Raw genomic sequence first — 24010 nt, forward strand, 5'->3', positions numbered from 1 at the left:
GCCTTCTCCACTCATTTCCGCCGGGGTCATTCACAGTGCCAGCCTATTTGTCCGCGCGCCTCTGCTCGCTTGCGCTCTCGTTGTTGTTGATCGCGTTCGCGCTGCCGGCCTTCGCCGGTCCGTTCGAGGATGGGGTCGCCAAGTTCGCCAATGACGATTTCTCCGACACGGAAGAGGCGATCGGCGTGGTCGCGGGCAGCGGCAATCCGCTGGCTTTTCCCATCATCAGTGCGCTCCAGGACGGCCGCCTCATGGCCGACCCCGACAGCAAGAAGGTTTACGTCACCGGCACCGACGGCAAGTCGATCGATGCCGCGACCGGTCAGGCGGTGGCCAGCGTTCCCGACAGCGCGAGCGCGGTCCGCCTCAACAACCGCCTGCGCCGCAGCGTCGATGCCGCGCTCGGCAGCCTGACGCTCCAGTCGCCGGACGTCGGGACGCGGCTTCAGGCGGCGCAATCCGTCTTCAAGTCGCATGAGGAGACCGCGCTCGAGGCCGTCGACGCCGCGCTTGCCAAGGAAACCAACAGATCCGTCAAGACGGCGCTGGGCGAGGCCCGCGCGGCCATCCTGCTGTTCAAGGCGGATGCCTCCGAGGTCGAGAAGTTCGAGGCGGTCGCCACGCTCAAGGCCCGCGGCGATCAGGAGGCGATGGCTCTGCTCACCGGCATGGGCGACCAGCCGGCTTCGGTGACCAAGGCCGCCGCGAGCGCGATCGGCTCGATCCAGTCTTCGCTCGCCATCTGGTCCACGGTTCAGAATGCCTGGTACGGCCTCTCGCTCGGCTCGGTGCTGCTGCTCGCCGCGATCGGGCTCGCCATCACTTTCGGCGTGATGGGCGTGATCAACATGGCGCATGGCGAGATGGTGATGATCGGCGCCTACACCACCTTCGTGGTGCAGGAGGTGATCCGCACCCGCTATCCCGGCCTGTTCGACTATTCGCTGCTGATCGCCGTGCCGCTCGCCTTTGTCGTCGCCGGCGCGATCGGCGTACTGATCGAGCGCAGCATCATCCGCTTCCTGTACGGCCGTCCGCTGGAGACACTGCTGGCGACCTGGGGCCTGTCGCTGGTGCTGCAGCAGGCGGTGCGCACCATGTTCGGCCCGACCAACCGCGAGGTCGGCAATCCCTCCTGGATGAGCGGCGCGTTCGAGCTCGGCCAGATCACCATCACCTATAACCGGCTCTGGATCCTCGTGTTCACGCTCGCCGTCTTCGCGATCCTGCTGGCGATGCTGCGTTATACCGCGCTGGGCCTCGAGATGCGCGCGGTGACGCAGAACCGGCGCATGGCGGCCTCGATGGGCATCGCCACCTCGCGCGTCGATGCGCTGACCTTCGGCCTCGGTTCGGGCATTGCCGGCATCGCCGGGGTGGCGTTGTCGCAGATCGACAATGTCAGCCCCAATCTCGGCCAGAGCTACATCATCGACAGTTTCATGGTCGTGGTGTTCGGCGGGGTCGGCAATCTCTGGGGCACGCTGGTCGGCGCCTTCACGCTCGGCATCGCCAACAAATTTCTGGAGCCGGTCGCCGGCGCAGTGCTCGGCAAGATCGCCATCCTGGTTCTGATCATCCTGTTCATTCAAAAGCGGCCGCGCGGTCTGTTTGCGCTCAAGGGCCGTGCGGTGGAAGCATGACCCCTCACATGCTGACGCGTTCGCTGGACCGCAGCGCGACGATCTTTCTTGCCGTCGTCGCGGCTTGCGGCATTCTCATCCCGCTCTCCAACCTGCTGCTGCCCGCAGGGTCGTTCCTGCAAGTTCCGACCTATCTCGTCGCGCTATGGGGCAAATACGTCTGCTACGCCATCCTCGCGCTCGCGATCGATCTGATCTGGGGCTATTGCGGCATCCTCTCGCTCGGCCACGGCGCCTTCTTCGCGCTCGGCGGCTACGCGATGGGCATGTATCTGATGCGGCAGATCGGCACCCGCGGTGTCTATGGCAATCCGGTCCTGCCCGACTTCATGGTGTTCCTGAACTATTCGAAGCTGCCCTGGTACTGGTACGGCTTCGACATGTTCTGGTTCGCCGCGCTGATGGTGCTGGTCGTGCCCGGCCTGCTCGCCTTCTGCTTCGGCTGGCTTGCCTTCCGCTCCCGTGTCACCGGCGTGTATCTCTCGATCATCACGCAGGCGATGACCTATGCGCTGCTGCTCGCCTTCTTCCGCAACGATTTCGGCTTCGGCGGCAACAACGGCCTGACCGACTTCAAGGACATCCTCGGCTTCAACGTCCAGGCTGAAGGTACCCGCGCGGCGCTGTTCGCGCTGAGCTGCCTGGCGCTGATCATCGGCTTCCTGATCTGCCGCGTCATCGTCTCGTCCAAGCTCGGCAAGGTCCTGATCGCGGTGCGGGACGCAGAATCGCGCACGCGCTTCCTCGGCTACCGCGTCGAATCCTACAAGCTGTTCGTGTTCACGGTGTCGGCCTGCATGGCCGGGGTCGCGGGCGCGCTCTACGTGCCGCAGGTCGGCATCATCAATCCATCCGAATTTGCGCCCGGCAATTCGATCGAGGCGGTGATCTGGGTCGCGGTCGGTGGCCGTGGCACGCTGGTCGGCGCTGCCCTCGGCGCCGTCGTCGTCAACTACGCCAAGACCTTCTTCACCTCCGGCATGCTGGCGCCGTACTGGCTGTTCATGCTGGGCGCGCTGTTCATCCTGGTGACGCTGCTGCTGCCGAAGGGCATCATCGGCACCTTCAACGCCTGGTGGGACTCCTCGAAGGAAAAGCGCAACGCCGCGAGCCTGGCGAGCGCTGCGGCCGAAGACGGCGTTACCGAACCCAAGATGGCGGAGTAGCGCGATGAACGTCATGGACACCCGCACGACTTCGGCGATGCTGTATCTCGACGGCGTGCACGTCTCGTTCGACGGCTTCCACGCCATCAACAATTTGTCGCTGACGCTCGAGCCCGGCGAGATGCGTGCCATCATCGGCCCCAACGGCGCCGGCAAGACCACGATGATGGACATCATCACCGGCAAGACCAAGCCGGATGAAGGCACGGTGCTGTTCGACGGCGTCACTGATCTGACGCGGCTCGATGAGACCCGCATCGCCGAGCTCGGCATCGGGCGCAAGTTCCAGAAGCCGACCGTGTTCGAGAGCCAGACGGTGCAGGACAACCTCCTGCTCGCGCTCAATGTCGACCACTCGGTCCGCGGCACGCTGTTCTGGCGCGGCAGCAAGGCCGAGTCCGAGCGCATCGACAAGGTGCTGGAGACGATCCGCCTCACGGAGGCACGCAACCGTCTCGCCGGCAGCCTCAGCCACGGCCAGAAGCAGTGGCTGGAGATCGGCATGCTGCTCGCTCAGGATCCAAAGCTCCTGCTGGTCGACGAGCCCGTCGCCGGCATGACCGACGTCGAGACGCACCTCACCGCCGAGCTGCTCAAGGAAATCAACAAAACCCACACCGTGATGGTCGTCGAGCACGACATGACGTTCGTGCGCGAGCTCGGCGTCAAGGTCACCTGCCTGCACGAAGGCACGGTGCTGGCGGAAGGAACCATCGACCAGGTCTCGTCCAACGAGCGGGTCATCGAAGTCTATCTGGGACGCTGAGCGATGCTTGAGGTCAAGGACATCAATCTCTTCTACGGCGCGGCGCAGGCGCTGCGCGGCGTCTCGATCTCGGCCGAGCCGGGCAAGGTGACATGCGTGCTCGGGCGCAACGGCGTCGGCAAGACCTCGCTCCTGCGCGCTATGGTCGGGCAATATCCGATCTCCTCGGGCGCGATTGTGCTCGACGGCAATGACATCACTGGCTTGAAGCCCTATGAGCGCGCGCGCAAGGGCATCGGCTTCGTGCCGCAGGGCCGCGAGATCTTTCCGCTGCTGACGGTCGAGGAGAACCTCAAGACCGGCTTCGGCCCGCTCAAGCGCGAGGACAAGCACATTCCGGACGACGTGTTCTCGCTCTTCCCCGTGCTGCAATCCATGCTCGGCCGGCGCGGCGGCGATCTCTCCGGCGGCCAGCAGCAGCAGCTCGCGATCGGCCGCGCGCTGGTGATGCGGCCGAAGCTGCTCCTGCTCGACGAGCCGACCGAGGGCATCCAGCCTTCGATCATCAAGGACATCGGCCGCGCCATCTCGTATTTGCGCAACCTCGGCAACATCGCCATCGTGCTGGTCGAACAATATCTCGACTTTGCCTGCGAACTCGGCGACAGTTTCGCCGTGATGGATCGCGGCGCGGTGAAGTTCACCTGCGATCGCAGCAATCTCGACGCGAGCGAGATCAGCCGCCAGATGGCGCTGTAAGCCATTCTGCCGCGACCGGCTGGGGAGGCGGATGCGCAGCGACGTTTCAGTTACGTCAACGGATTTCGAGGCGAACCGTGCCCGCGGCGCGGTGCGCTTCGACGTGCATGCACGCGACGGCGTGACGCGACGCGGCGCCTTGCATGAATCCGGCTCGCTGCGCGTGCGTTTTCCCTCGCCGGAAGGCGAGGGGCTCTCCGGCGTGTTCGTCAACACGGCCGGCGGCGTCGCTGGTGGGGACAGATTCGATATCGAGATATCGGCGGCGGATCGCTCGCGGCTGACCTTGACGACGGCGGCCGCCGAAAAGGTCTATCGCGCGCCGGGCGCGGCGGCGCAGCTCAGCATCGCTCTGAAGGTCGGTGCAGGCGCACATTTGTCCTGGCTGCCGCAGGAAACCATCCTGTTTGACCGGGCCCGGGTGCAGCGCCGCTTCGACATCGAACTCGACGAGGCGGCCTCGCTCCTGCTCTGCGAGATCGTGGTGTTCGGCCGCGCCGCCATGGGCGAGCGGATGGAGCAGGGCGAGTTCGTCGACCGCTGGCGGCTGCGTCGCGGTGGCAGACTGGTGTTTGCTGAGACCGTCAGGCTTGATGGCAATGTCGGCGCAAAACTTGGGCGATCCGCCGTTGCCAAGGGCGGCGCCGCGATTGGCACTGCCTTGATCGTGCCTGGTGACGAGGCCCTGGTCGAGCGCATTCGCGAGGCCTCGGACTCATTCTCGGGTGAGGTCGGAATCTCGGCGTGGAATGGCTTTGCAATGGCGCGGTTCTGTGCCCAAGATGCGGCGCGCTTGCGCGCCGACATGATGACGGTGCTGGCGCGGACCGGTGCCGCGCTGCCGCGGCTCTGGCTGAATTGACCGGCTGAATTGACGTGTTGAACGGAAGAGATTCTGCATGAACCTGTCTCCCCGCGAAAAGGACAAGCTTCTGATCTCGATGGCGGCCATCGTCGCCCGCCGCCGGCTGGACCGCGGCGTCAAGCTCAACCATCCCGAAGCGATCGCGATCATCTCCGATTTCATCCTGGAAGGCGCGCGCGACGGCCGCACCGTCGCCGAGCTGATGCAATCCGGCGCGCAGGTGCTGACCCGCGATCAGGTAATGCCGGGAATCCCTGAGATGATCCACGACATCCAGGTCGAGGCGACCTTTCCTGATGGCACCAAGCTCGTCACCGTGCACGAGCCGATCAGGTAATTTGAATTCGTCATTCCGGGGCGCCAGAAGGGCGAACCCGGAATCCAGAGGTTTAGGTTTCGAGATTCCGGGTTCTCGCTGCGCGAGCCCCGGAATGACGAGGAGAGAACAGATATGATCCCCGGCGAACTCTTCATCCAGGACGGCGAGATCGAGCTCAATGCCGGCCGCAAGACCGTGACGCTGACGGTGGCCAATACCGGCGACCGCCCGATCCAGGTCGGCTCGCACTACCATTTCTTCGAGACCAACCCGGCGCTGAAGTTCGACCGCAGGAAGGCCCGTGGCATGCGCCTCGACATCGCCGCCGGCACCGCCGTCCGCTTCGAACCCGGCCAGACCCGCGACGTCCAGCTCGTCGCCATGGCGGGGAAGAAGACGATTTATGGTTTTCGCGGTGACGTTATGGGGAAGCTGTGAGCTCCGAAGGAACGAGCGCGGTGCGGTGCGGTTGAGGCGGAAACGGAGGTATCTGCCATGCTCTCACCAATCCGCCTCATCTCAGAAGCCGCCGAGCTTGCCGCGCGCCGTCACAATGGAATGGCGCGCAAGGGACGCGGCAACGAGCCCTACATCAATCATCTCGCCGAGGTCGCGAACCTGCTTGCGACCGCGACCGACGGCGCCGATGCCGAGCTGGTCGCGGCTGGCTGGCTGCATGATGTGATCGAAGACACCGACACCACGCGCGACGAGCTCGCGCAGCGATTTTCCCAACGGGTCGCCTCGCTCGTCGCCGAATGCACCGACGACATGAGCCTGCCCAAGGCCGAGCGGCGGCAGAAGCAGATCGAGGACGCGCCGCACAAATCGCCAGGCGCAAAGCTGATCAAGATCGCCGACAAGATCAGCAATACGGCCGCGCGCATTCAAACCGATCCGAGTGCCGAGGAGCGCGACGATCTCGCCGATTACGTCGGCTGGGCCACGCAGGTCGTTGCGGGGTGCCGCGGCGGCAATGCCTGGCTCGACGAGAAATTCGATGATGCCGTGAAAGCAGCGAAAGCGTTGCTGTGACGCACCAAACATTCAAACACAAACGGGGCTTGTGATGTCCGTCAAGATAAAACGTTCCGTCTATGCCGACATGTTCGGCCCGACCACCGGCGACAGGGTGCGGCTGGCCGATACCGATCTCATCATTGAGGTGGAAAAGGATTTCACCACCTATGGCGAGGAGGTGAAGTTCGGCGGGGGCAAGGTGATCCGCGACGGCATGGGTCAGTCGCAGGTCACCAACAAGCAGGGCGCGGCCGACACCGTCATCACCAATGCGTTGATCGTCGATCACTGGGGCATCGTGAAGGCCGACGTCGCCATCAAGGACGGCATGATCGCCGGCATCGGCAAGGCCGGCAATCCCGATATCCAGCCGGGCGTCACCATCATCATAGGACCCGGCACTGACGTGATCGCGGGCGAGGGCAAGATCCTCACCGCCGGAGGCTTCGACAGCCACATCCATTTCATCTGCCCGCAGCAGATCGAGCACGCGCTGATGTCTGGCGTCACCTCGATGCTGGGCGGCGGCACCGGCCCGTCGCACGGCACCTTCGCCACCACCTGTACGCCGGGGCCGTGGCACATGGGACGGATGATCCAGTCGTTCGACGCCTTCCCGGTCAATCTCGGCATCTCCGGCAAGGGCAACGCTTCGCGTCCGGCCGCGCTGGTCGAGATGATCAAGGCCGGCGCCTGCGCGCTGAAGCTGCACGAGGATTGGGGCACGACGCCGGCCGCGATCGACAATTGCCTGTCGGTCGCCGACGCCCACGACATCCAGGTGATGATCCACACCGACACGCTGAACGAGTCCGGCTTCGTCGAGGACACCATCAAGGCATTCAGGGGCCGCACCATCCACGCCTTCCACACCGAGGGTGCCGGCGGCGGTCACGCTCCTGATATCATCAAGGTCGCCGGCCTGAAGAACGTGCTGCCGTCCTCCACCAACCCGACGCGGCCTTTCACGCGCAACACCATCGACGAGCATCTGGACATGCTGATGGTGTGCCATCACCTCGATCCCTCGATCGCGGAAGATCTGGCCTTCGCCGAGAGCCGCATCCGCAAGGAAACGATCGCAGCTGAAGACATCCTGCACGACCTCGGCGCGCTCTCGATGATGTCATCGGACTCCCAGGCCATGGGCCGGCTCGGCGAGGTCATCATCCGGACCTGGCAGACCGCCGACAAGATGAAGAAGCAGCGCGGGTCGCTGTCGCAGGACAAGGGCAAGGACAACGACAACTTTCGCATCAAACGCTACATCGCCAAATACACCATCAACCCGGCGATCGCGCATGGCGTGTCGAAGCTGATCGGCTCGGTTGAGAAGGGCAAGCTCGCCGATCTCGTGCTGTGGTCGCCGGCCTTCTTCGGCGTCAAGCCGGACTGCATCGTCAAGGGCGGCAGCATCGTCGCCGCGCCCATGGGCGATCCGAATGCCTCGATTCCGACGCCGCAGCCGGTGCACTATCAGCCGATGTTCGGTGCCTTCGGCAAGGCGCGAACGGCGTCCTCGGTGGTGTTCACCTCGAAAGCCGCGATCACCGGCGGCCTCGCGCGAAAGCTGGGCATCGACAAGAAGCTCTATGCCGTCCAGAACACCCGCGGCAAGATCTCCAAGAAGAGCATGGTCCACAACGACGCCACGCCCAACATCGAGGTCGACCCGGAGACCTATGAGGTGCGCGCCGACGGCGAGCTGCTCACCTGCGCCCCTGCCGAGGTGCTGCCCATGGCGCAGCGATATTTCATGTACTGAAATAGCGCCTCAACGCATGTCCCGAGAACGTGTCCTGAGCGCATGTCCGGGAGCCTTTTCCGGTTTTGCGTTCGATCCCGGCTAGTCTAATGTCCCGCCCGGTATCTGAAGCCAGAAGCAAAGCCGGGAGGATTTCTCGTGATCTACGTCGTTGCCACCTTGACCATCAAGCCCGAAACGCGCGCCGAATTCATTGCTGCGGCCACCGCCTGCATCAAGGAGACCCGGAAGGAGCCCGGCAATATCGCCTATGATCTGCATGAGAGCGTCACTGATCCTGCCAAGATGGTGTTCGTCGAGCAGTGGGAGAATGCCGAGGCGCTGGTGCCGCATCGGACCATGGAGCACATGAAGACGTTTGGCCGCGTGGCAGTGAAGTGCTTCACGGCACCGCCGAAGATCGAGGTGATCACGCCCGAGAAGGTCGAGACACGGTAACAGGGTAAAAGCGCATGATCCGGGCGACGCAGGTCAGGGGACAACACCGCTTCATGGAAGCGCCGGTGGACACGGTTGTGCTCGATTTCGACGATCGGCACCGCCGCCGCATGGCGATGACGGGGACGCGGGGGTTCGAATTCCTGCTCGACCTGGAGCACGCCGTCGCGCTGCGCGGCGGCGATGCGCTGGTGCTGGAGGACGGAAGGCTGGTCGAGGTGGTCGCGGCGCCCGAGCCGCTGCTGGAGATCCGCGGCCGCGATCCGCACCATCTCATCCGCGTCGGCTGGCATCTCGGCAACCGTCATCTGCCGACGCAGATCATGGCCAAAGCCTTGCGTATCCGCCGTGACCACGTCATCGAAGCCATGGTGAAGGGGCTCGGCGCGCGCGTGATCGAGATCGAGGCGCCGTTCGATCCCGAAGGCGGCGCCTATGCCGATGCCGGCCACGCGCATGGGCACGATGAACATGCGCATCACGATCACGGCCATCACGATCACCATGATCACCATGATCATCACGGCCACGATCACCATCATCATGGCCATGCCGCGCATGACCATGGACACGACCACCATCACCACGACGAGCATTGCGACCATCCCGACCATCACCACGGCCACACGCATGCTCATGACCACAAATGAGCCGGTCCGTGCCGGTGACCTCGCCGAGCGCGAGGCGGCGGCGCTGTACCGGTTGATGACCTGGTTGTCGCCGGCATTCCCTGTCGGTGGTTTCTCCTACTCCAGCGGCATCGAATGGGCAGTCGAGGCCGGCGACATCACGGATACCGCGACGCTGACCGACTGGCTCGACGCGATGCTTTGCGACGGCTCGGGCTTCTGCGATGCGACGTTCCTGGTCCATGCCTATCGCGCCACGGAGGCGGGCGCGGAGACCACTTTGAACGATATCGCCGAGCTCGCTGCCGCCTTCGTGCCGTCGCGCGAGCGGCAGCTGGAGACGAGCTCGCAGGGCCGCGCCTTCATCGACATCGCCCGCGCCGCCTGGGATGCCGACGGGCTGGATGCCATGGTTGCGGCATGCCGCACGCCACCGGTCTATCCGGTCGCAGTCGGCGTGGTCGCAGCTAAGCACGGTGTGTCCCTGGCGCCGACGCTCCACGCCTTCCTGCATGCGCTGGTCTCGAACTGGATTTCCGCGGCGAGCCGGCTCATCCCGCTCGGCCAGACCGACAGCCAGCGCGTGCTGGTGAGGCTGGAAGCCATTGTGGCCGCGACCGCCAATCGTGCGCTGAATGCGACATTGGACGATCTTGGCAGCGCGACCTTCCGCGCCGATCTCGCCAGCCTGCGGCACGAGACGCAATATACGCGGCTGTTCCGATCGTGAAAGCGAGGCGGCCTTCAACCCATCGAGAGCGAGCGAATTCCATGTCGAAATCTCACGGCCCATTGCGTGTCGGCGTCGGCGGTCCGGTCGGATCGGGAAAGACCGCGCTGATGGACCTGCTCTGCAAGACCATGCGCGATCGCTACGACATCGCCGCGATCACCAACGACATCTACACCAAATGGGACGCGGAGTTCCTCGTGCGTTCGGGCTCGCTGACGCCGGACCGCATTGCCGGCGTCGAGACCGGCGGCTGCCCGCACACCGCGATCCGCGAGGATGCCTCGATGAATCTCGCCGCGGTCGCGGACATGCGCGCCAAGTTTCCCGGGCTCGATCTCGTGCTGATCGAGTCCGGCGGCGACAATCTCGCTGCCACTTTTTCCCCGGAGCTGGCCGACCTGACCATTTACGTCATCGACGTGGCGGCCGGCGACAAGATCCCGTCCAAGGGCGGCCCCGGCATCACGCGGTCCGACCTTCTGGTCATCAACAAGATCGACCTCGCCCCCCATGTCGGTGCCTCCCTGGAGAAGATGGACACGGATGCCAGGCGCATGCGCGGCGAGCGTCCTTTCGTCATGACCAACCTGAAGAAGAGCGAGGGGCTTGATCGCATCATCGGCTTCATCGAGGCCAAAGGTGGCTTGAAACGGGCAGGCTGACGGCGCGACGACTTGGCGCATGCGCTTTTCGCCGTTAACCTTGGGGTCGAACCACAACCAGGGAACAAATTTCGGACACGGCGATTAATTACCTCCGGCGCCCGGGCAATCCATCCCGGCCAGACCATCGGCCGGACGGATTAAGCTTTTCAGGCGACCTACGTTGCGTACCGATGTCTCCTCCTCCATTATCTCTGCCACTGGGGTTCACCCTGTTTCGGCACGTGGCCGTTCGAACGGCGTTCATATGCTCTTTGTTTATTGCCGACCTCCTGCGTTCGCCTGAGTAGTCGCGTGGTCCGGCTGGGTTTCATCATCGGTTTCATCGCTCTGCTCGGAGCCTTGCTCTCCGGGCTTGCGGCCTATCGCGTCCACGACCAGGAGCTGGCGCTGGACCGGATCGCGCTCGCGCGTGCGATCGACGTTCACGCCAGCCTGGTCCAGGATCGGCTCACCGAGCGCGAACTGCTGGCACGCGTCGCTTCCGGCCTGTTCCGCACGCCATCCGTGATCAAGCCGAACATGCTGGAGCCGCTGCGCTCGGCCATCTACGCCTTCAAGACGGATTTCGTGGTGGCCAGCTGGATCGCCCGGCTGAAGCCGAACGAGCTTACGGCGGCGCAGGCTGCCATTGGCGCCGCCGGCTTCCCGAATCCGAAGATCCGCACCTATGACGACAAGCCGATCAATCCGGCCGAGATCACCCAGCCGATCGACGTGCTGTTGGATCTCGAGCCGCGCAGCGACGAGACCAAGGCACTGCCGGGCCGTAGTTTCGATCAGGACCCGGTTCGCAGCGCCATGCTGACGCGCGCCCGGATCGAGAAGAGGTCGGTGGCTTCGGACCCGGTTCCGCTGTTGCGCGCAGACGGGCCGGTCGGCGTTGTCGTGGCCGCACCCGTCGTTCCCGAGGGCGCAACCGAGCCGGCCGGGTTCGTCACGTTCTCCTACGAGCTCGCCTCGCTGATGTTGACCAATGACGACATGTCGTTGTTCTCGGTCGCGCTCAGGGATCCGCGCAAGGAAGGCGGCGAGCTGATCGCCAACGACCAGGGCGTTGTTTCGACGCGCAGGGCGGCGGTGGACGGACCTGCGCCGTCGGCAACGCGCACGGTGAGCTTCGGTGGCCGTGATTGGCAGCTCGGCTACTACGCGAAGACCAACTCGTTGCGCCGTGCCGAGCAGACCGCGATCATCGTGGCGGCGATCGGCTTTGCGATCACTGCGATGGTGTGCGGCCTGTTCGGTTATGTCGCCTACAACAATCTGCGGCTCAGCCGGGAAATCCAGGTCAGAATCGGCTTCGAGCGCCGGCTGACCGCGGTGATCGACGAGCTCAACCATCGGGTCAAGAACATCCTTGCGGTCATCCAGTCGATCGTGACGCGCACCTTGCGTCACGGCTCGGACATCGACGTTGCCCGCGAGCTTCTGATCGGGCGCATCCACGCCATGTCGAACGTGGTCTCTCTGCTCAGCGAGAGCCAATGGCAGGGGGTCAAGCTGAAGGGCCTGTTCGAGGCACGCGCCATTCCGCATGCCGATCGCATCGCCGTGACTGGTCCCGACATCGCCGTCAGCGCGCGCGCGGCGCAGAGCCTCTCACTGCTGTTCTTCGAGCTGGCCTCGCATTCCGACGAGGGCCTGTCGCTGGTCGGAAAGCATCCGCACATCACCGCCAACTGGACGGTGACAGGCGAGGGGACCGACGAGGTCTTCCATTTCCGCTGGGAGGAGCTCAACACCAGCGAGGCGACGCGCCGCCCCGATTCCGATTTCGGCCTGATCCTGCTCGACCGCGTCGCCCCGGAGGCGCTCGGCGGCACCGCCAAGCGCTATTTCACCGACGCCTCCTACGTCTATGAGCTGACCGCGCCGATGGAGACGGTGGTCGACATGACCGAACGCGATCGCACCGATAAGCTCTCGGCGCCGGTGAGGCCCGCGCGATAAACGTCGTGCGGCTAAGTCTTCGGCCGCAACACCACGTCGACCAGATGGCGGGCGAAGCCAGGCGTGATCGGCGCAATGCCGAAGACGTAGCGATAGAACAGGCCGCCGTAGATGGCGTCGTAGAGATCCTCAGCCGGCCCTTCGGCCAGGATGCTGCCGTCGTCCTGGCCTGCCGCAATCATTTCCACCAGCGCGTCGCGACGGAACTGCAGATAGCGGGCGTAGAACAGCTCGGCGGAGCCGGTCTTGGAAATGCATTCGGAGATGACGGCGAGTTGAACCTTGCCGAACTCGCCCTGGAGCGCCTCGGCATAGGCCGCGGCATGACGGCGCGCGCGCGCCGCGGGGCTGCCGGAACTCACCGGGGGCAGCGGCAGCATCTGCGCGGCATGCTGGAGAAAGGCGTCGATCAAGAGCGCCTCGCGCGACGGCCACCATTTGTAGATCGTCATCTTGGAGACGCTGGAGTGGCGGGCGACCGCGTCGATGGTGGTGGCGGCAAGGCCGGTGGAAGCCATCAGCGCATAGGCGCTTTCGAGAATGGCGTTGCTGGTTTCGATCGATCGCGGCCGGCCGCGCCGAGGAGCGCTGTCGGCCCTGTCACCCCCGCCATTCGTCGTCACCACGCCCGGTCTCCCCGCGCAACCCGCTCCTGCTCCGGGATAGCGCAGCCGCGGCGGCCAACCTAGCGGAATCGCGACGGCCAAAGCATGATCCGGAAAAACGCGCAGCGGTTTTCCGAACAGATCATGCTCAGACAACAGCCTAAAGCGCGATGACGATGCATGCTGATCGCATCGCGCTTTAGGCCTGCTGCCGCAAGGCGGCGGGCAGATCCTGCCATTTCGACCAGGCGACGTAGTAGGCCACGGCGCTCATCGCGGCGAATCCGGCGAGGCTCACCACGATCTGCATCACCACCAGATTGGCGCTGGTGATCAGGATCAGATGGCCGGCGAAGGACAGGAACACCCCGACGCAGAACACGGCGAGCCATTCCTCGCCGCATCTGATGACCGCCTGGAGCGGCTTCAACCGCAGTCCGGGGTGATCGGCCGGAATGAGGTGGGTCGCGAGGAAGGCGAGCGCGAGGAAGTGAACCACGCGATAGGGTGCAAGGTTTTCCTTGTCCGTCGGCGCGATGCTGTCGAGGAGAAGGTCCGGCAAAAAAGCGGACAATGCCGGCGAATGGCGCAGCAAGGTGACGGCCATCGCGAATACGAGATAGGCCCCGGCGAGTATCCGCAGCCAGGGCATGTCGCGTAGGGCGCGCCCGGGCGCGCCGGTCACGGCGAACCAGCCCCCGAGCACCATCAGCATCTGCCAGCACAGCGGATTGAAGGTCCACTCCTGGTCGGGATAGACCCGAAAATTCCAGTCGAACCAGCGTGCGGCAAGATACAGCGCGATCGATGCCGCCAACGTCAGGTTCGGCCACCGCAACAGCCCCCACAGTGCGAATGGAAAAAAAGCCATCAGCGGGATCATCAGCTGCAGGAGATCGAGGTTCAGCGGCTCCTCCTGGAGCACGAGGCCGCGGACCAGGATGCGCAGCGGGTGCTCTAGAATCCCCGAGATGTTGTATTCATGGATGATTTCCGGCGCCATCGACTGCGAGGCGACGTAGGCGATGGTGTCGATATAGATCACGAACAGCACGACATAGGCGGCATAGAGCCGCCATACGCGACGGAAGATGCGCGTCGCGGCGACGACATAGCCGCGCTCCAGCGCCATCCGGCCGTGGATGATCGCGACGCCGTAACCCACCACGAACACGAACAGGTCGGCAGCGCCGCTGAAGCCGAAGTTGCGCAGCGTCAGCAGGTTGACGACGTTGTTCGGGATGTGATCGACGAAAACCGACCAATTGGCGATGCCGAGCGTCAAATACAGCCGGGCGTCGTGCTGGAATGCGGAGAGGTTCGCTTTGACAGTAGGCTTCATTGAGTAAAATAGCTTTGGGAATCAGGGTGATGCTTTTACCGGCAACCGCCTGCCCATCCGAGTAGCGTTTGCGTGAGTGGATGCATTCGTGCCGCCCGGCGAAAAATTGCGCGGCGACGCCTGTGTGATGCTCGCAGTACCTATAAACGAAAATTTCTAACCCGCTCGGACCGTTACTCGGCCGGTTCGGCCGATACCTCGTCGGACACACCGGCGCGGCTCGCCATGATGCCGAGGGCGACGCCGCCGATCGCCAGGATCGGCAGCAGCCGCTTGACGCCTATGGCACGAACGATCTGGAGCCCGGTGGCGAGCAGCATGGGGTCTGCGAGCATGCTTTGCGCCGCCGACTTCGCGGCCCGCTCGGCCGCGATCTGGGCTTGCTTGCGCAACTCCCGTTTGTAGGCCCAGTAGCTCACCGCTGCGGCCAGGGTCAGCAGAAAGAAGACGCCGGCACCCGCGAGGCAAGCTTGCACCGGACCATATTTGTTGAGCACCGAGATGAACGCCGCCGCGCACAGGAAGCACGTGGTGATGAACAGTGCGAACGCCGCGCCCGCGGCCAGGGAGGTCAGCCGCATAGTCGTACCGGTGGATGCACTGATCCCGTCGATGATGCGCTGAAACATGGCCTTGCTCCTCAAATCCCCACAAGCCGAATCGTCCGCAAGCTGGCATCGGCGGCCGGTCGCGCCGCCGTCTCAATATCCGTTCGCGCTGCCTACCGGCGCCAGGCGGCACCGATCAGGAAGCCGATGCCGAGCGCCAGCCCGACGGTCGCGAGCGGCCGCTGCGTGATCGCGTCTTCGAGCGTCTCCTCGATCGATCCGTAGGCCTCCTGGGCCGCGCCCATCATTGCGCTGCCGCGCTCCGACATGTCGTCCATCGCGGAATCCACGTTCTCGCGCGCCTGGCGATAGCCGCGGCGAGCCTGCTTGCTGGTGGAATTGGCGAAGGTATTGAGCGCGTCGGTGATCTGGTCGGTGAGGGCGGCGATATCGCTTTTCACGGCTGCTACATCCTTCTCGAGGCGTTCTCTGGTGGCTTTGTCGGTCCAGTCTCTCATCCCGGCTTCGGCATTGGGCGTGGACATCAGGAGCTCCGAACTGTTGACGGCTGAGATAGCCGGAGAACGTTTCGTCTTCGGGGAAGTTCCGTTCGCGGAAACCGGTCAGTCCTGCGGCAGCTGCGGCGCATCCGCCGGCAACAGATGCTCCTTGAGGATCAGGGCCACGATTAGCAGCGGCGACGACAGGAAGGCGCCCATCGGGCCCCACATCCAGGTCCAGAATGCCAGCGCAAGCAGCACCGCAAGTGCGTTCAGCGCCAGCCGCCGGCCGATGATGGTCGGGGTGATGAAGTGTCCTTCCAGGAAGGTGAGGCCGCCGAAGGCGAGCGCGGCCATGAGGCCGCCGCTGATGGTCGGGAACGCGACCAGCCCCACCACGACCAGCACCACGAACATCGCGACCGGTCCGATGATCGGGATGAAATTGAGCGTTGCCGCCAGCGCGCCGAGCCCGGCCGGATTGGGCATGCCAGTGAGCGCGCAGATGATGCCGGTGGCGACGCCGACGCCGACATTGATGACGGTGACCATCAACAGGTAATTGCCGAGATGGACCTCGATCTCGTTGAGGATCCGGAGCGTACGCAGCCGCGCGTCACGATCGCTGAAGGTCATGATCACCGCCCGCCGCAGGTCGCGCCAGCTTGCGATGAACAGAATGAGGGTGACGAAGAACAGCAGAAATTCAGTAAAGGTCGGTGACAGAAATTCCAGCGTCGGCTGCACCCACTCGACCTTCGGCATCTGGATGCTCGGGAATCCCTCCGAGCCGCCGACCATGCCTTGCAGCTCACGCCAAAGCGCCAGCGGCCGATCGAACACGTGCAGCTTGTCTTTCAGCTGCGCGCCGAGCTCCGGCAGGCGCGTGCTCCATTCCATGGCGGGGGAAGCGATCAGCGCGACAACGAAGGCGACAACGGCGGTCACCGCGATCACGATCAGGGCGGCGCCGAGCCCGCGCGGCACCTTGCAACGTTCGAGGAAATTCGCAGCCGGCGACAGCATGGTGCCGGTGACGAAGGCCATCACCACCGGCAGGAAGAACGCCCTTCCGAGATAGAGCACGGTGACGACCGCAATCAGGAGCAAGCCAGCGAGCGCGAAGGCAACAAACTCGGTACGGCGGATGACCGGCGGTAGCTCACTATGGCTCTCGGGAAGCGGCTCACCTTCGCTGTTGCCGGGGATCAGACGTTCACTGGGAAGGACGCGCACAATCTTTCTCCCGCACGGAAGCCTCGATCCGCGCGCCCATCGACGGTTGACAATGCGCGAGCCTCGCCGCGGTTCCATCGCGGCTTCGTGAACACGTGCTCGCTTGACTGTGACAAGGCTGCCGCGCGCCGCGCCGGAACTTGGATCGTGCCTGCGGAGTTCATGGAAAGCGCATCACCCTGATGCAGACATCCAACGGGGCAGCACATGACAAAGTTCTCGGCACTCCGTCGCAGCTTTTCGCCGCGCGCCGTCACCGCATTTGCCTTCGCAACCGCTTTGGCCACGGTGCCCTTCGGCGCCGCGAGCGGACAAACTTTCGGCTATGCGCCGATGCAGCCGCCGGTGTACCCGCAGGACCAGGTTTACTCGCCGGGCTACGTGAATGAGGCGCCACAGGCGGCTAACGAGGACGCCCAGCTGCCTGACCGCCTGCGCAAGCAGATCGTCGGCTTCGACCGCAGCGAGCCGGCCGGGACCATCGTGATCGATACCAACAGCACCTATCTCTACTACGTGCTCGGCAACGGCCGTGCGATCCGTTATGGCGTCGGGGTCGGCCGCGAAGGCTTCACCTGGTCCGGCGTGCAGAGCGTCAGCCGCAAGGCGGAGTGGCCGGACTGGCATCCGCCGGCCGAGATGATCGCGCGGCAGCCCTATCTGCCGCGCTTCGTCGCCGGCGGCCCCGGCAACCCGCTCGGCGCGCGTGCGATGTATCTCGGCTCCAGCGAATACCGCATCCACGGCACCAACGATCCCTCCACAATCGGCAAGTTCGTCTCCTCCGGCTGCATCCGCATGACCAATGAGGACGTCATCGACCTGTTCAACCGCGTCAATGTCGGTGCCAAGGTCGTGGTGCTGCCGAAGAATGCGCCGTTGATGGCCAAAGGCGGCGACCCCATGCGCAAGCGCCCGGCCGTGACGGCAATGCCCTCGGGGCGGCAGGCGCTGAATATCTCGGCGTCGTCGGTGAACTAGGAGTTCAGTGAGGTCACATGAGTAAACGCTCGATCCGCAAATTGGCCGTTGGCGTGGCGGCAATGTTCGCCGTTGCTTTCTCCGGTCTTGCGCTGACGCCGTCGGCGCATGCGGAAGACTTCTTCTCGGCGCTGTTCGGCGCGTTTGGGGGCCGACCTCCGCAAATCCGGGCGCCGTTTCCCCATGACGACATGCCGCGTTACGATGTGCCGCGCCAGCGGGCCGCCTATGGCGGCGGCACGGCCTATTGCGTGCGTGGCTGCGATGGTCGCTACTTCCCGGCGCAAGGCAACGATGCCGAGAGCAAGGCGCAATCCTGCAAGAGCTTCTGCCCGGCTTCCGAAACCTCGCTGGTCTATGGCAGCAATATCGACGACGCCACCACGGACAGCGGTAAATCCTATTCCGACCTGCCGAACGCCTTCCGCTATCGCAACGAGATCGTCGCGGGCTGCACCTGCAACGGCAAGGATCCGGCCGGGCTCGCATCGGTCAAGGTCGAGGACGATCCCACCTTACGCAAGGGCGACATCGTCGCCGGCGCCAACGGCCTCGTGGTCGCCAGCCGCAATGCCAACGACCGCCGTGGCGTCGCGATGAACTTCTCGCCGCTGCCGGACTCGGTGCGCGCCAAATTCCGTCAGGTGCCGGTGGTGGCGAAGGAGTAGGGGCAGTATTTTAATGGGGCGCGCTATCGCCCCCGTTCCGAGCTGTCGTCCCTGCGAACGCCACAGAATTCGGTTTGGCGAACACCCGGGGTTGCCGGTTCGCGCTACGACCACTCCCTGAGGTTATAGGTCCCTGCGTTCGCATGCGTTCGCAGGGACGACAGTGAGCGTGTAGCGCTAGCGTGCCCTACGCCGCGCGGATCTTGCCGAGGAAGTCACTGACCTCGTGGCCGAGCTGGCGGCTCTGGGTCTCCAGCATTTCGGATGCGTGCTTCACGTTGTCGGCGGCTGCGGCTGCGGCGTCCGCATCGGCTTTGACGCCGGTAATATTGTCCGAGACGTTCTTGGTGCCCTGGGCCGCATATTGGGTGCTGCGGGTGATCTCCTGGGTCGCCGCGCCCTGCTCCTGCACGGCGGCGGCAATCGCGGTCGCCACTTCGTTCACTTCGCCGATGATACCGCCGATGGTCTGGATCGCGTTGATGGCGTCGCCTGCGACCTTCTGGATGTCGGCGATCTGCTCGGAGATCTCCTCGGTCGCCTTGGCGGTCTGGCTTGCCAGCGACTTCACCTCGGAGGCGACCACGGCAAAGCCGCGGCCGGCCTCGCCGGCGCGGGCCGCCTCGATCGTGGCATTGAGCGCGAGCAGATTGGTCTGCTGTGCGATGGTGTTGATCAGGCCGACGACCTCGCCGATGCGTCCGGCAGATTTGGCGAGGCCCTGCACGGTACCGTCGGTCTCGCGTGCCTGCGTGACCGCGCGGCCGGCGATGCCCGCGGCATGGGCTGCCTGCTGACTGATGTCGTTGATCGAGGCCGAGAGCTCTTCGGCGGCCGCGGCGACGCTGTCGACGCTCATCGAGGCGTCGTTGGAAGCCTTGCCGGCGATCTGCACGCGATCATTGGTCTGGCGCGACACCGCGGAGAGGTCACCCGAGGTCTTGCGCATCTCGCCGGAGGCCTCGCTCAATTCCCCCAGCGTCTTGCGCACTGCGCCCTCGAACTCGCCGACATAGGACTCGACGGCGCGTTGGCGTGCAGTAGCGCCCGTGTTCCGTTCGCGCTCCTGCTCTTCGATCTTGAGCTTGTCGGTGGCCTGCTGCTTGAAGGTTTCCAGCGCACCGGCAAGCGCGCCGATCTCATCCTGGCGATCGAGATAGCCGCTGTCGACGGCAAGGTCGCCGCCGGCGACCTTCAGCATGGCGTCGCGGATGGTGTTGAGCGGAGTGATGACGCGGCGGCTGACCAGCATGATCGCGCCAGCGGCGAGACTGATGGCGAGTGTGAGCAGCACGAGCTGCACGATGAGAGCGCGCTGTGCGGCACCGCGTTGCTCTTGTGTGTGGACCTTGGCGGCGTCGAGCGCGGCTTCGGCCACCGCGACCGCGCTGGCCATACGGCCAACCGTCAGCGGGCTCCACTGGTTGGCGGTCATTTCGGCCTTCTCGCCTTTGACCAGGGCGTCCGCGAGCCGGTCACGGAGAGTCAGATATTGAGGCTCGAAGTAAGCGGTCTTGGCACCCGCCATCGCGGAAGCCAGCGCGGGCGGTAACTGCATGCCCGACGTCGACAATTCCAGCGCCTTCCAGATCGCCGCCGTGCCGCCGACATATTGGGTGTAGTTATAGCGGCCCTCCGGCGTGATCTTGCCGGCTGCAAGTCCGGTCGACACGATCAGCGAGGCCTCGCCCGCGGTGTTGCGGAGCAGCCAGGCGTTCTGCTTGATCGACAGCAATTGGTCGATCGCGGCGTCCTGGTGGTTGACGGTGGCCGCCAGCGTGTTCGACAGCTTGTCCAGCACGTCGAGCAGGCCCTGCGTCGTCTCCATGTATTCCTTCGGCAGCCCGGCGCGGCGCTGGTCCTTGGGCTTGGCCACGTCCTCCCAGAACTGCTTCTGCTCCTCGACCAGCAATTTGTAGAGGCGCGACAGCTCCGGCACCAGCGTGCCCGATTGGGGGAAGTCCAAGGTCGGCAACAATTCGAGCGCGCGTGCCATCGCGGGCATTTGCGCATCGCGCAGGGCGCGAAGATATTTCTCCATCTCGCCGTCCAGCGGCTCGGTCGCGTTCAGGAGCCGCGTCGTGGTCGAGCGATCGGTGCGCAGATTGTGCATCGCCTTGAACAGATCGGCGGAGGTGTCCGCAATCTGCGAGATGCGGCTGGCGGTCTTGAGGCGACCCCAGGAGTCGTAAGCGGTGAGCGACAGCGCGATCACCACACAGACCGATGTGATCGCGATCACCGCCTTCAGCAGCGCGGATACGGTCAGACGATTCAGCATCGAAGTCCCCCAATTCCCATTTACAAAGTCCCAGAAGGACGCCCGGCAACATCGACAAACGGGGGCGTGGCAGATCGGCAATCGCATGCGTTTGCGGCCCAGAGCCCAAACGGTTTCCGCATCTGAAGGGAAAAGGGTAAAATTTTAGGCAGATCGGCTGATCGTAGAAGTACGTATTTACTAGAAGTTGCAATGGGTTGCTGCGATGGAACCGGTGCGGGAGACAGGCGTTAGAGCAACGGTCGCAATTTGCCAGAAGGGGGTCTCGCGATGCTGGTGGGTGTACTCGTCACTTTTCTCGTCGTTATTCTCGTACTTTATCTCATCAACATGCTGCCGATGGACGGCCGTGCCAAACAGATCGCACGGGTGATCGTCATCATCATCGGCATCGTCTCGCTGCTGAAATATCTCGCGGTATTTTAGCGGGGACGTAGTTCGTAGCCCGGACGGGCGCAGCGAAACCCGGGGACTTGCTCCAAGCGCTCCTGCTCCCGGATTGCATCGCTCTATCCGGGCTACTGGTGTAACAAAAAGCCCCGGCGTGAGCCGGGGGCTTCGTTTACGCCTGCTTCAGTGCAGCGTCTTGAGCCAGTCGTCGACGTCCTGGCGAACCTGGTCCTTGGCCTTGCCGTAGCGTTCCTGGAGCCGGCCCTCGAGCTGCTCGCGCCGACCCTCGATCAAGCTGAGGTCATCGTCAGTGAGCTTGCCCCATTTCTCCTTGGCCGATCCCTTGAACTGCTTCCAGTTTCCTTCGATCCGATTCCAGTCCATGACCATCTCCCGTTGGTTGATGGCCGGACAACGCGAGGCGCGCGCAGCCGTTCCGATGTGCGCCGCGACGTTTCGCCCAACGAAAAAAGCCCCGGCTTGAGCCGGGGCCTTTGACGTTTCGTGACTTCGCTCAGCCCGCCGCCTTGGCCTCGCGGCGGCGCGCGGTGAGGATGTATTCGGTGTAGCCGTTCGGCTGCGCGCGGCCCTTGAAGATGAGATCGCAAGCGGCCTTGAAGGCGACGCCGTCGAAGGCGGGGGCCATCGGCTTGTAGCTGGCATCGCCGGCGTTCTGCTTGTCGACCACGACCGCCATGCGCTTGAGCGATTCCATCACCTGAGCCTCGGTGATCACGCCCTGGTGCAGCCAGTTGGCGAGATGCTGGCTGGAGATGCGCAAGGTCGCGCGGTCTTCCATCAGGCCGACATCGTGAATGTCGGGCACCTTGGAGCAGCCGACGCCCTGGTCGATCCAGCGCACGACGTAGCCCAAAATGCCCTGGCAGTTGTTGTCGACCTCCTGCTTGACGTCATCGGGCGCCCAGTTCGACTTTGACACCGGAATGGTGAGGATGTCCGAGAGCTTTGCGCGCGGTCCGCCCCTGGTCAGCTCCTCTTGGCGCGCGATGACGTTGATCTGGTGGTAGTGCAGCGCGTGCAGCGTCGCAGCGGTCGGGGAGGGCACCCAGGCGGTGGTCGCTCCGGCCTGCGGATGACCAAGCTTCTGCTGAAGCATGTCCGCCATCTTGTCGGGCGCGGCCCACATACCCTTGCCGATCTGGGCATGGCCGGGCAGGCCACAGGTCAGGCCCATGTCGACGTTCCAGTCCTCATAGGACTTGATCCAGGCCTGCGCCTTCATCTCATTCTTGCGGATCATCGGACCCGCTTCCATCGAGGTGTGGATCTCGTCGCCGGTGCGATCGAGGAAGCCGGTGTTGATGAACATGATGCGCTTGGAGGCGCGCTGGATGCAGGCCTTGAGGTTGACGGTGGTGCGCCGCTCTTCGTCCATGATGCCGACCTTGAGCGTGTTCTCGGGCAGCGACAGCATCTTCTCGACGCGGTCGAAGATCTCGCAGGTCAGCGACACCTCGTCCGGGCCGTGCATCTTCGGCTTGACGATATAGGCCGAGCCGGTGCGGCTGTTCTTGACCTTCGAATTGCCCTTGAGGTCGTGAATGGCGAGCAGGCCCGAGATGGCGGCATCCAGCAGGCCTTCCGGAATCTCCTCGCCCTTCTCGTCCAGCACCGCGTCGGTGAACATGTGGTGACCGCAATTGCGCATCAGCAGCAGGCTGCGACCGTGCAGCTTGACCTCGCCCTTGCCATCAGGCGTCTTGTAGCTGCGATCGGCGTTGAGCGAGCGCGTCAGCGTCTTGCCACCCTTCTCGAAATCAGCCGACAGTGTGCCGTTCATCAGGCCGAGCGTGTTGCGATAGACCAGCACCTTGTCTTCGGCATCGACCGCGGCGACCGAGTCCTCCATGTCGAGGATGGTGGAGACAGCAGATTCCATGATCATGTCGGCGACGCCGGCCGGATCGTCCTTGCCGATCGCGCTGCTGCGGTCGATCTTGACCTCGACATGCAGGCCGTTGTTGACGAGCAGCACCGCGCTCGGCGCAGCCGGATCGCCCTGGAAGCCCGCGAACTGCGTGGCGTTCTTCAATGCGGTGGCGTTGCCGCTCTTCAGCTTCACCGCGAGCTGGCCCGCGACAACGCTGTAGGCGGTGACGTCGGTGTGGCTGCCGGTCGCGAGCGGCACGGCGGTATCGAGGAACGCCTTGGCCTTGGCGATCACCTTGTCGCCGCGCGCCTTGTTGTAGCCCTTGCCGGTCTCGGCAGCGTCGTGCGGGATCGCGTCGGTGCCGTAGAAGGCGTCATAGAGCGAGCCCCAGCGCGCATTCGCTGCGTTCAATGCGTAGCGTGCATTGGTCAGGGGCACGACGAGCTGCGGGCCGCAGATCTTGCCGATCTCCTCGTCGACATTGGCGGTCTCGACCTTCTGCGTCGCCGGCTCCGGGACGAGATAGCCGATCTCCTTCAGGAAAGCGGTATAGGCGTTGAGGTCGAACGCCTTGCCTTTGTTGGCGCGGTGCCAGTCGTCGACCTTGGCCTGCAGCGTGTCGCGGAAAGCGAGCAACGACCGGTTCTTCGGGCCCAGCTCCTTGATGATGGCGGCAAGCCCGGCCCAGAACGCATCCGGCGCGATCCCCGTTTTCGGGGCCGCTTCCTTGGCGATGAAATCGAACAGGACAGGAGCGATCTTCAATCCGTGGGCGTCGACGCGTTTCATGATGGTCTTTCTTGTTGGAAATGGCTCTTTTTGGCTGCTTTTGACCCGACCAGCAGCAAAATGCGCCCATAGAGGGCGGCTTTCGGGGCCCTATTAGCCCCAAAAAAGGGGCGGTGAGAAG

The 24010-nt window shown here is 64.2% G+C and carries 25 protein-coding genes; 17 read left to right on the top strand and 8 right to left on the bottom strand.

Annotation, left to right across the window (positions count from 1 at the left end):
- Window positions 1-35 precede the first annotated feature (35 nt).
- From urtB to IVB26_RS04785, 14 genes are all read left to right on the top strand, one after another.
- Complete coding sequence (gene urtB, locus IVB26_RS04720; RefSeq protein WP_247970794.1) at window positions 36-1643, top strand: urea ABC transporter permease subunit UrtB; 1608 nt, start codon at window positions 36-38, stop codon at window positions 1641-1643.
- A complete protein-coding gene (gene urtC, locus IVB26_RS04725; RefSeq protein ID WP_247970795.1) occupies window positions 1640-2809 on the top strand; it encodes an urea ABC transporter permease subunit UrtC in 1170 nt (389 codons plus the stop codon). The genes urtB and urtC overlap by 4 nt, the downstream gene beginning before the upstream one ends.
- A 4-nt stretch (window positions 2810-2813) precedes the next feature.
- Window positions 2814-3575, top strand: coding sequence for an urea ABC transporter ATP-binding protein UrtD (urtD, locus tag IVB26_RS04730; RefSeq protein WP_246920254.1), 762 nt, complete (start codon window positions 2814-2816; stop codon window positions 3573-3575).
- Window positions 3576-3578: 3 nt separating this feature from the next.
- Window positions 3579-4274 carry an urea ABC transporter ATP-binding subunit UrtE gene (urtE, locus tag IVB26_RS04735; protein ID WP_091881260.1) on the top strand — a complete coding sequence of 232 codons (696 nt, stop codon included), beginning with the start codon at window positions 3579-3581 and terminating at the stop codon, window positions 4272-4274.
- 31 nt (window positions 4275-4305) lie between these two features.
- Window positions 4306-5136, top strand: coding sequence for an urease accessory protein UreD (locus IVB26_RS04740; protein WP_247970796.1), 831 nt, complete (start codon window positions 4306-4308; stop codon window positions 5134-5136).
- Between the two features lie 37 nt (window positions 5137-5173).
- Window positions 5174-5476, top strand: coding sequence for an urease subunit gamma (locus IVB26_RS04745; RefSeq protein WP_007605424.1), 303 nt, complete (start codon window positions 5174-5176; stop codon window positions 5474-5476).
- Between the two features lie 114 nt (window positions 5477-5590).
- Window positions 5591-5896 carry an urease subunit beta gene (locus IVB26_RS04750; protein WP_235543311.1) on the top strand — a complete coding sequence of 102 codons (306 nt, stop codon included), beginning with the start codon at window positions 5591-5593 and terminating at the stop codon, window positions 5894-5896.
- Window positions 5897-5953: 57 nt separating this feature from the next.
- Window positions 5954-6493: an HD domain-containing protein gene (locus IVB26_RS04755; protein WP_247970797.1), complete on the top strand. Its 540-nt coding sequence runs from the start codon at window positions 5954-5956 to the stop codon at window positions 6491-6493.
- 34 nt (window positions 6494-6527) lie between these two features.
- Entirely contained in the window at window positions 6528-8243 is a 1716-nt protein-coding gene (gene ureC, locus IVB26_RS04760; protein ID WP_247970798.1) for an urease subunit alpha, read from the top strand.
- A gap of 138 nt (window positions 8244-8381) precedes the next feature.
- Window positions 8382-8681, top strand: coding sequence for a putative quinol monooxygenase (locus IVB26_RS04765; RefSeq protein ID WP_246920267.1), 300 nt, complete (start codon window positions 8382-8384; stop codon window positions 8679-8681).
- Between the two features lie 14 nt (window positions 8682-8695).
- Entirely contained in the window at window positions 8696-9331 is a 636-nt protein-coding gene (gene ureE / locus IVB26_RS04770) for an urease accessory protein UreE (RefSeq protein ID WP_247970799.1), read from the top strand.
- Entirely contained in the window at window positions 9312-10040 is a 729-nt protein-coding gene (locus IVB26_RS04775; RefSeq protein ID WP_247973060.1) for an urease accessory protein UreF, read from the top strand. Before ureE ends, IVB26_RS04775 begins: the two co-directional genes overlap by 20 nt.
- A gap of 41 nt (window positions 10041-10081) precedes the next feature.
- Window positions 10082-10705 (top strand): urease accessory protein UreG, encoded by a 624-nt coding sequence (gene ureG, locus IVB26_RS04780; protein ID WP_247970800.1) that lies wholly within the window; start codon window positions 10082-10084, stop codon window positions 10703-10705.
- Window positions 10706-10999: 294 nt separating this feature from the next.
- A complete protein-coding gene (locus IVB26_RS04785; RefSeq protein WP_247970801.1) occupies window positions 11000-12658 on the top strand; it encodes a CHASE domain-containing protein in 1659 nt (552 codons plus the stop codon).
- A gap of 11 nt (window positions 12659-12669) precedes the next feature.
- On the opposite strand, the gene IVB26_RS04790 is transcribed toward IVB26_RS04785, so the two are convergent.
- From IVB26_RS04790 to IVB26_RS04810, 5 genes are all read right to left on the bottom strand, one after another.
- Entirely contained in the window at window positions 12670-13281 is a 612-nt protein-coding gene (locus IVB26_RS04790) for a TetR/AcrR family transcriptional regulator (RefSeq protein ID WP_458309358.1), read from the bottom strand.
- A 181-nt stretch (window positions 13282-13462) separates the two neighbouring features.
- On the bottom strand, window positions 13463-14605 hold the full coding sequence (locus tag IVB26_RS04795; RefSeq protein ID WP_247970803.1) for an OpgC domain-containing protein: 1143 nt from the start codon (window positions 14603-14605) through the stop codon (window positions 13463-13465).
- A 173-nt stretch (window positions 14606-14778) separates the two neighbouring features.
- Window positions 14779-15234: a hypothetical protein gene (locus IVB26_RS04800; protein WP_246920279.1), complete on the bottom strand. Its 456-nt coding sequence runs from the start codon at window positions 15232-15234 to the stop codon at window positions 14779-14781.
- A 92-nt stretch (window positions 15235-15326) separates the two neighbouring features.
- The gene (locus IVB26_RS04805; protein ID WP_247970804.1) at window positions 15327-15698 is read right to left on the bottom strand and encodes a DUF883 family protein; all 372 of its coding nucleotides are present in this window, start codon (window positions 15696-15698) and stop codon (window positions 15327-15329) included.
- A 78-nt stretch (window positions 15699-15776) separates the two neighbouring features.
- Window positions 15777-16889, bottom strand: a complete 1113-nt coding sequence (locus IVB26_RS04810; protein ID WP_247970805.1) for an AI-2E family transporter — start codon at window positions 16887-16889, stop codon at window positions 15777-15779.
- Between the two features lie 207 nt (window positions 16890-17096).
- On the opposite strand from IVB26_RS04810, the gene IVB26_RS04815 reads away from it, so the two are divergent.
- A complete protein-coding gene (locus IVB26_RS04815) occupies window positions 17097-17870 on the top strand; it encodes a L,D-transpeptidase (RefSeq protein WP_247970806.1) in 774 nt (257 codons plus the stop codon).
- Window positions 17871-17887: 17 nt separating this feature from the next.
- A complete protein-coding gene (locus IVB26_RS04820) occupies window positions 17888-18538 on the top strand; it encodes a DUF2865 domain-containing protein (protein ID WP_247970807.1) in 651 nt (216 codons plus the stop codon).
- Window positions 18539-18725: 187 nt separating this feature from the next.
- On the opposite strand, the gene IVB26_RS04825 is transcribed toward IVB26_RS04820, so the two are convergent.
- Window positions 18726-20819, bottom strand: coding sequence for a methyl-accepting chemotaxis protein (locus IVB26_RS04825; protein WP_247970808.1), 2094 nt, complete (start codon window positions 20817-20819; stop codon window positions 18726-18728).
- A gap of 270 nt (window positions 20820-21089) precedes the next feature.
- Here IVB26_RS04825 and IVB26_RS04830 point away from each other — a divergent pair, with 270 nt between their 5' ends.
- The gene (locus IVB26_RS04830; protein ID WP_008546817.1) at window positions 21090-21245 is read left to right on the top strand and encodes a Thivi_2564 family membrane protein; all 156 of its coding nucleotides are present in this window, start codon (window positions 21090-21092) and stop codon (window positions 21243-21245) included.
- 147 nt (window positions 21246-21392) lie between these two features.
- Here the strand turns inward: IVB26_RS04830 and IVB26_RS04835 are convergent, their stop codons facing one another.
- Window positions 21393-21593, bottom strand: a complete 201-nt coding sequence (locus IVB26_RS04835; RefSeq protein ID WP_247324094.1) for a CsbD family protein — start codon at window positions 21591-21593, stop codon at window positions 21393-21395.
- Window positions 21594-21723: 130 nt separating this feature from the next.
- Complete coding sequence (locus tag IVB26_RS04840) at window positions 21724-23889, bottom strand: malate synthase G (RefSeq protein ID WP_247970809.1); 2166 nt, start codon at window positions 23887-23889, stop codon at window positions 21724-21726.
- Window positions 23890-24010: the final 121 nt, after the last annotated feature.

Source organism: Bradyrhizobium sp. 195 (assembly GCF_023101665.1).
Taxonomy (GTDB): Bacteria; Pseudomonadota; Alphaproteobacteria; order Rhizobiales; family Xanthobacteraceae; genus Bradyrhizobium.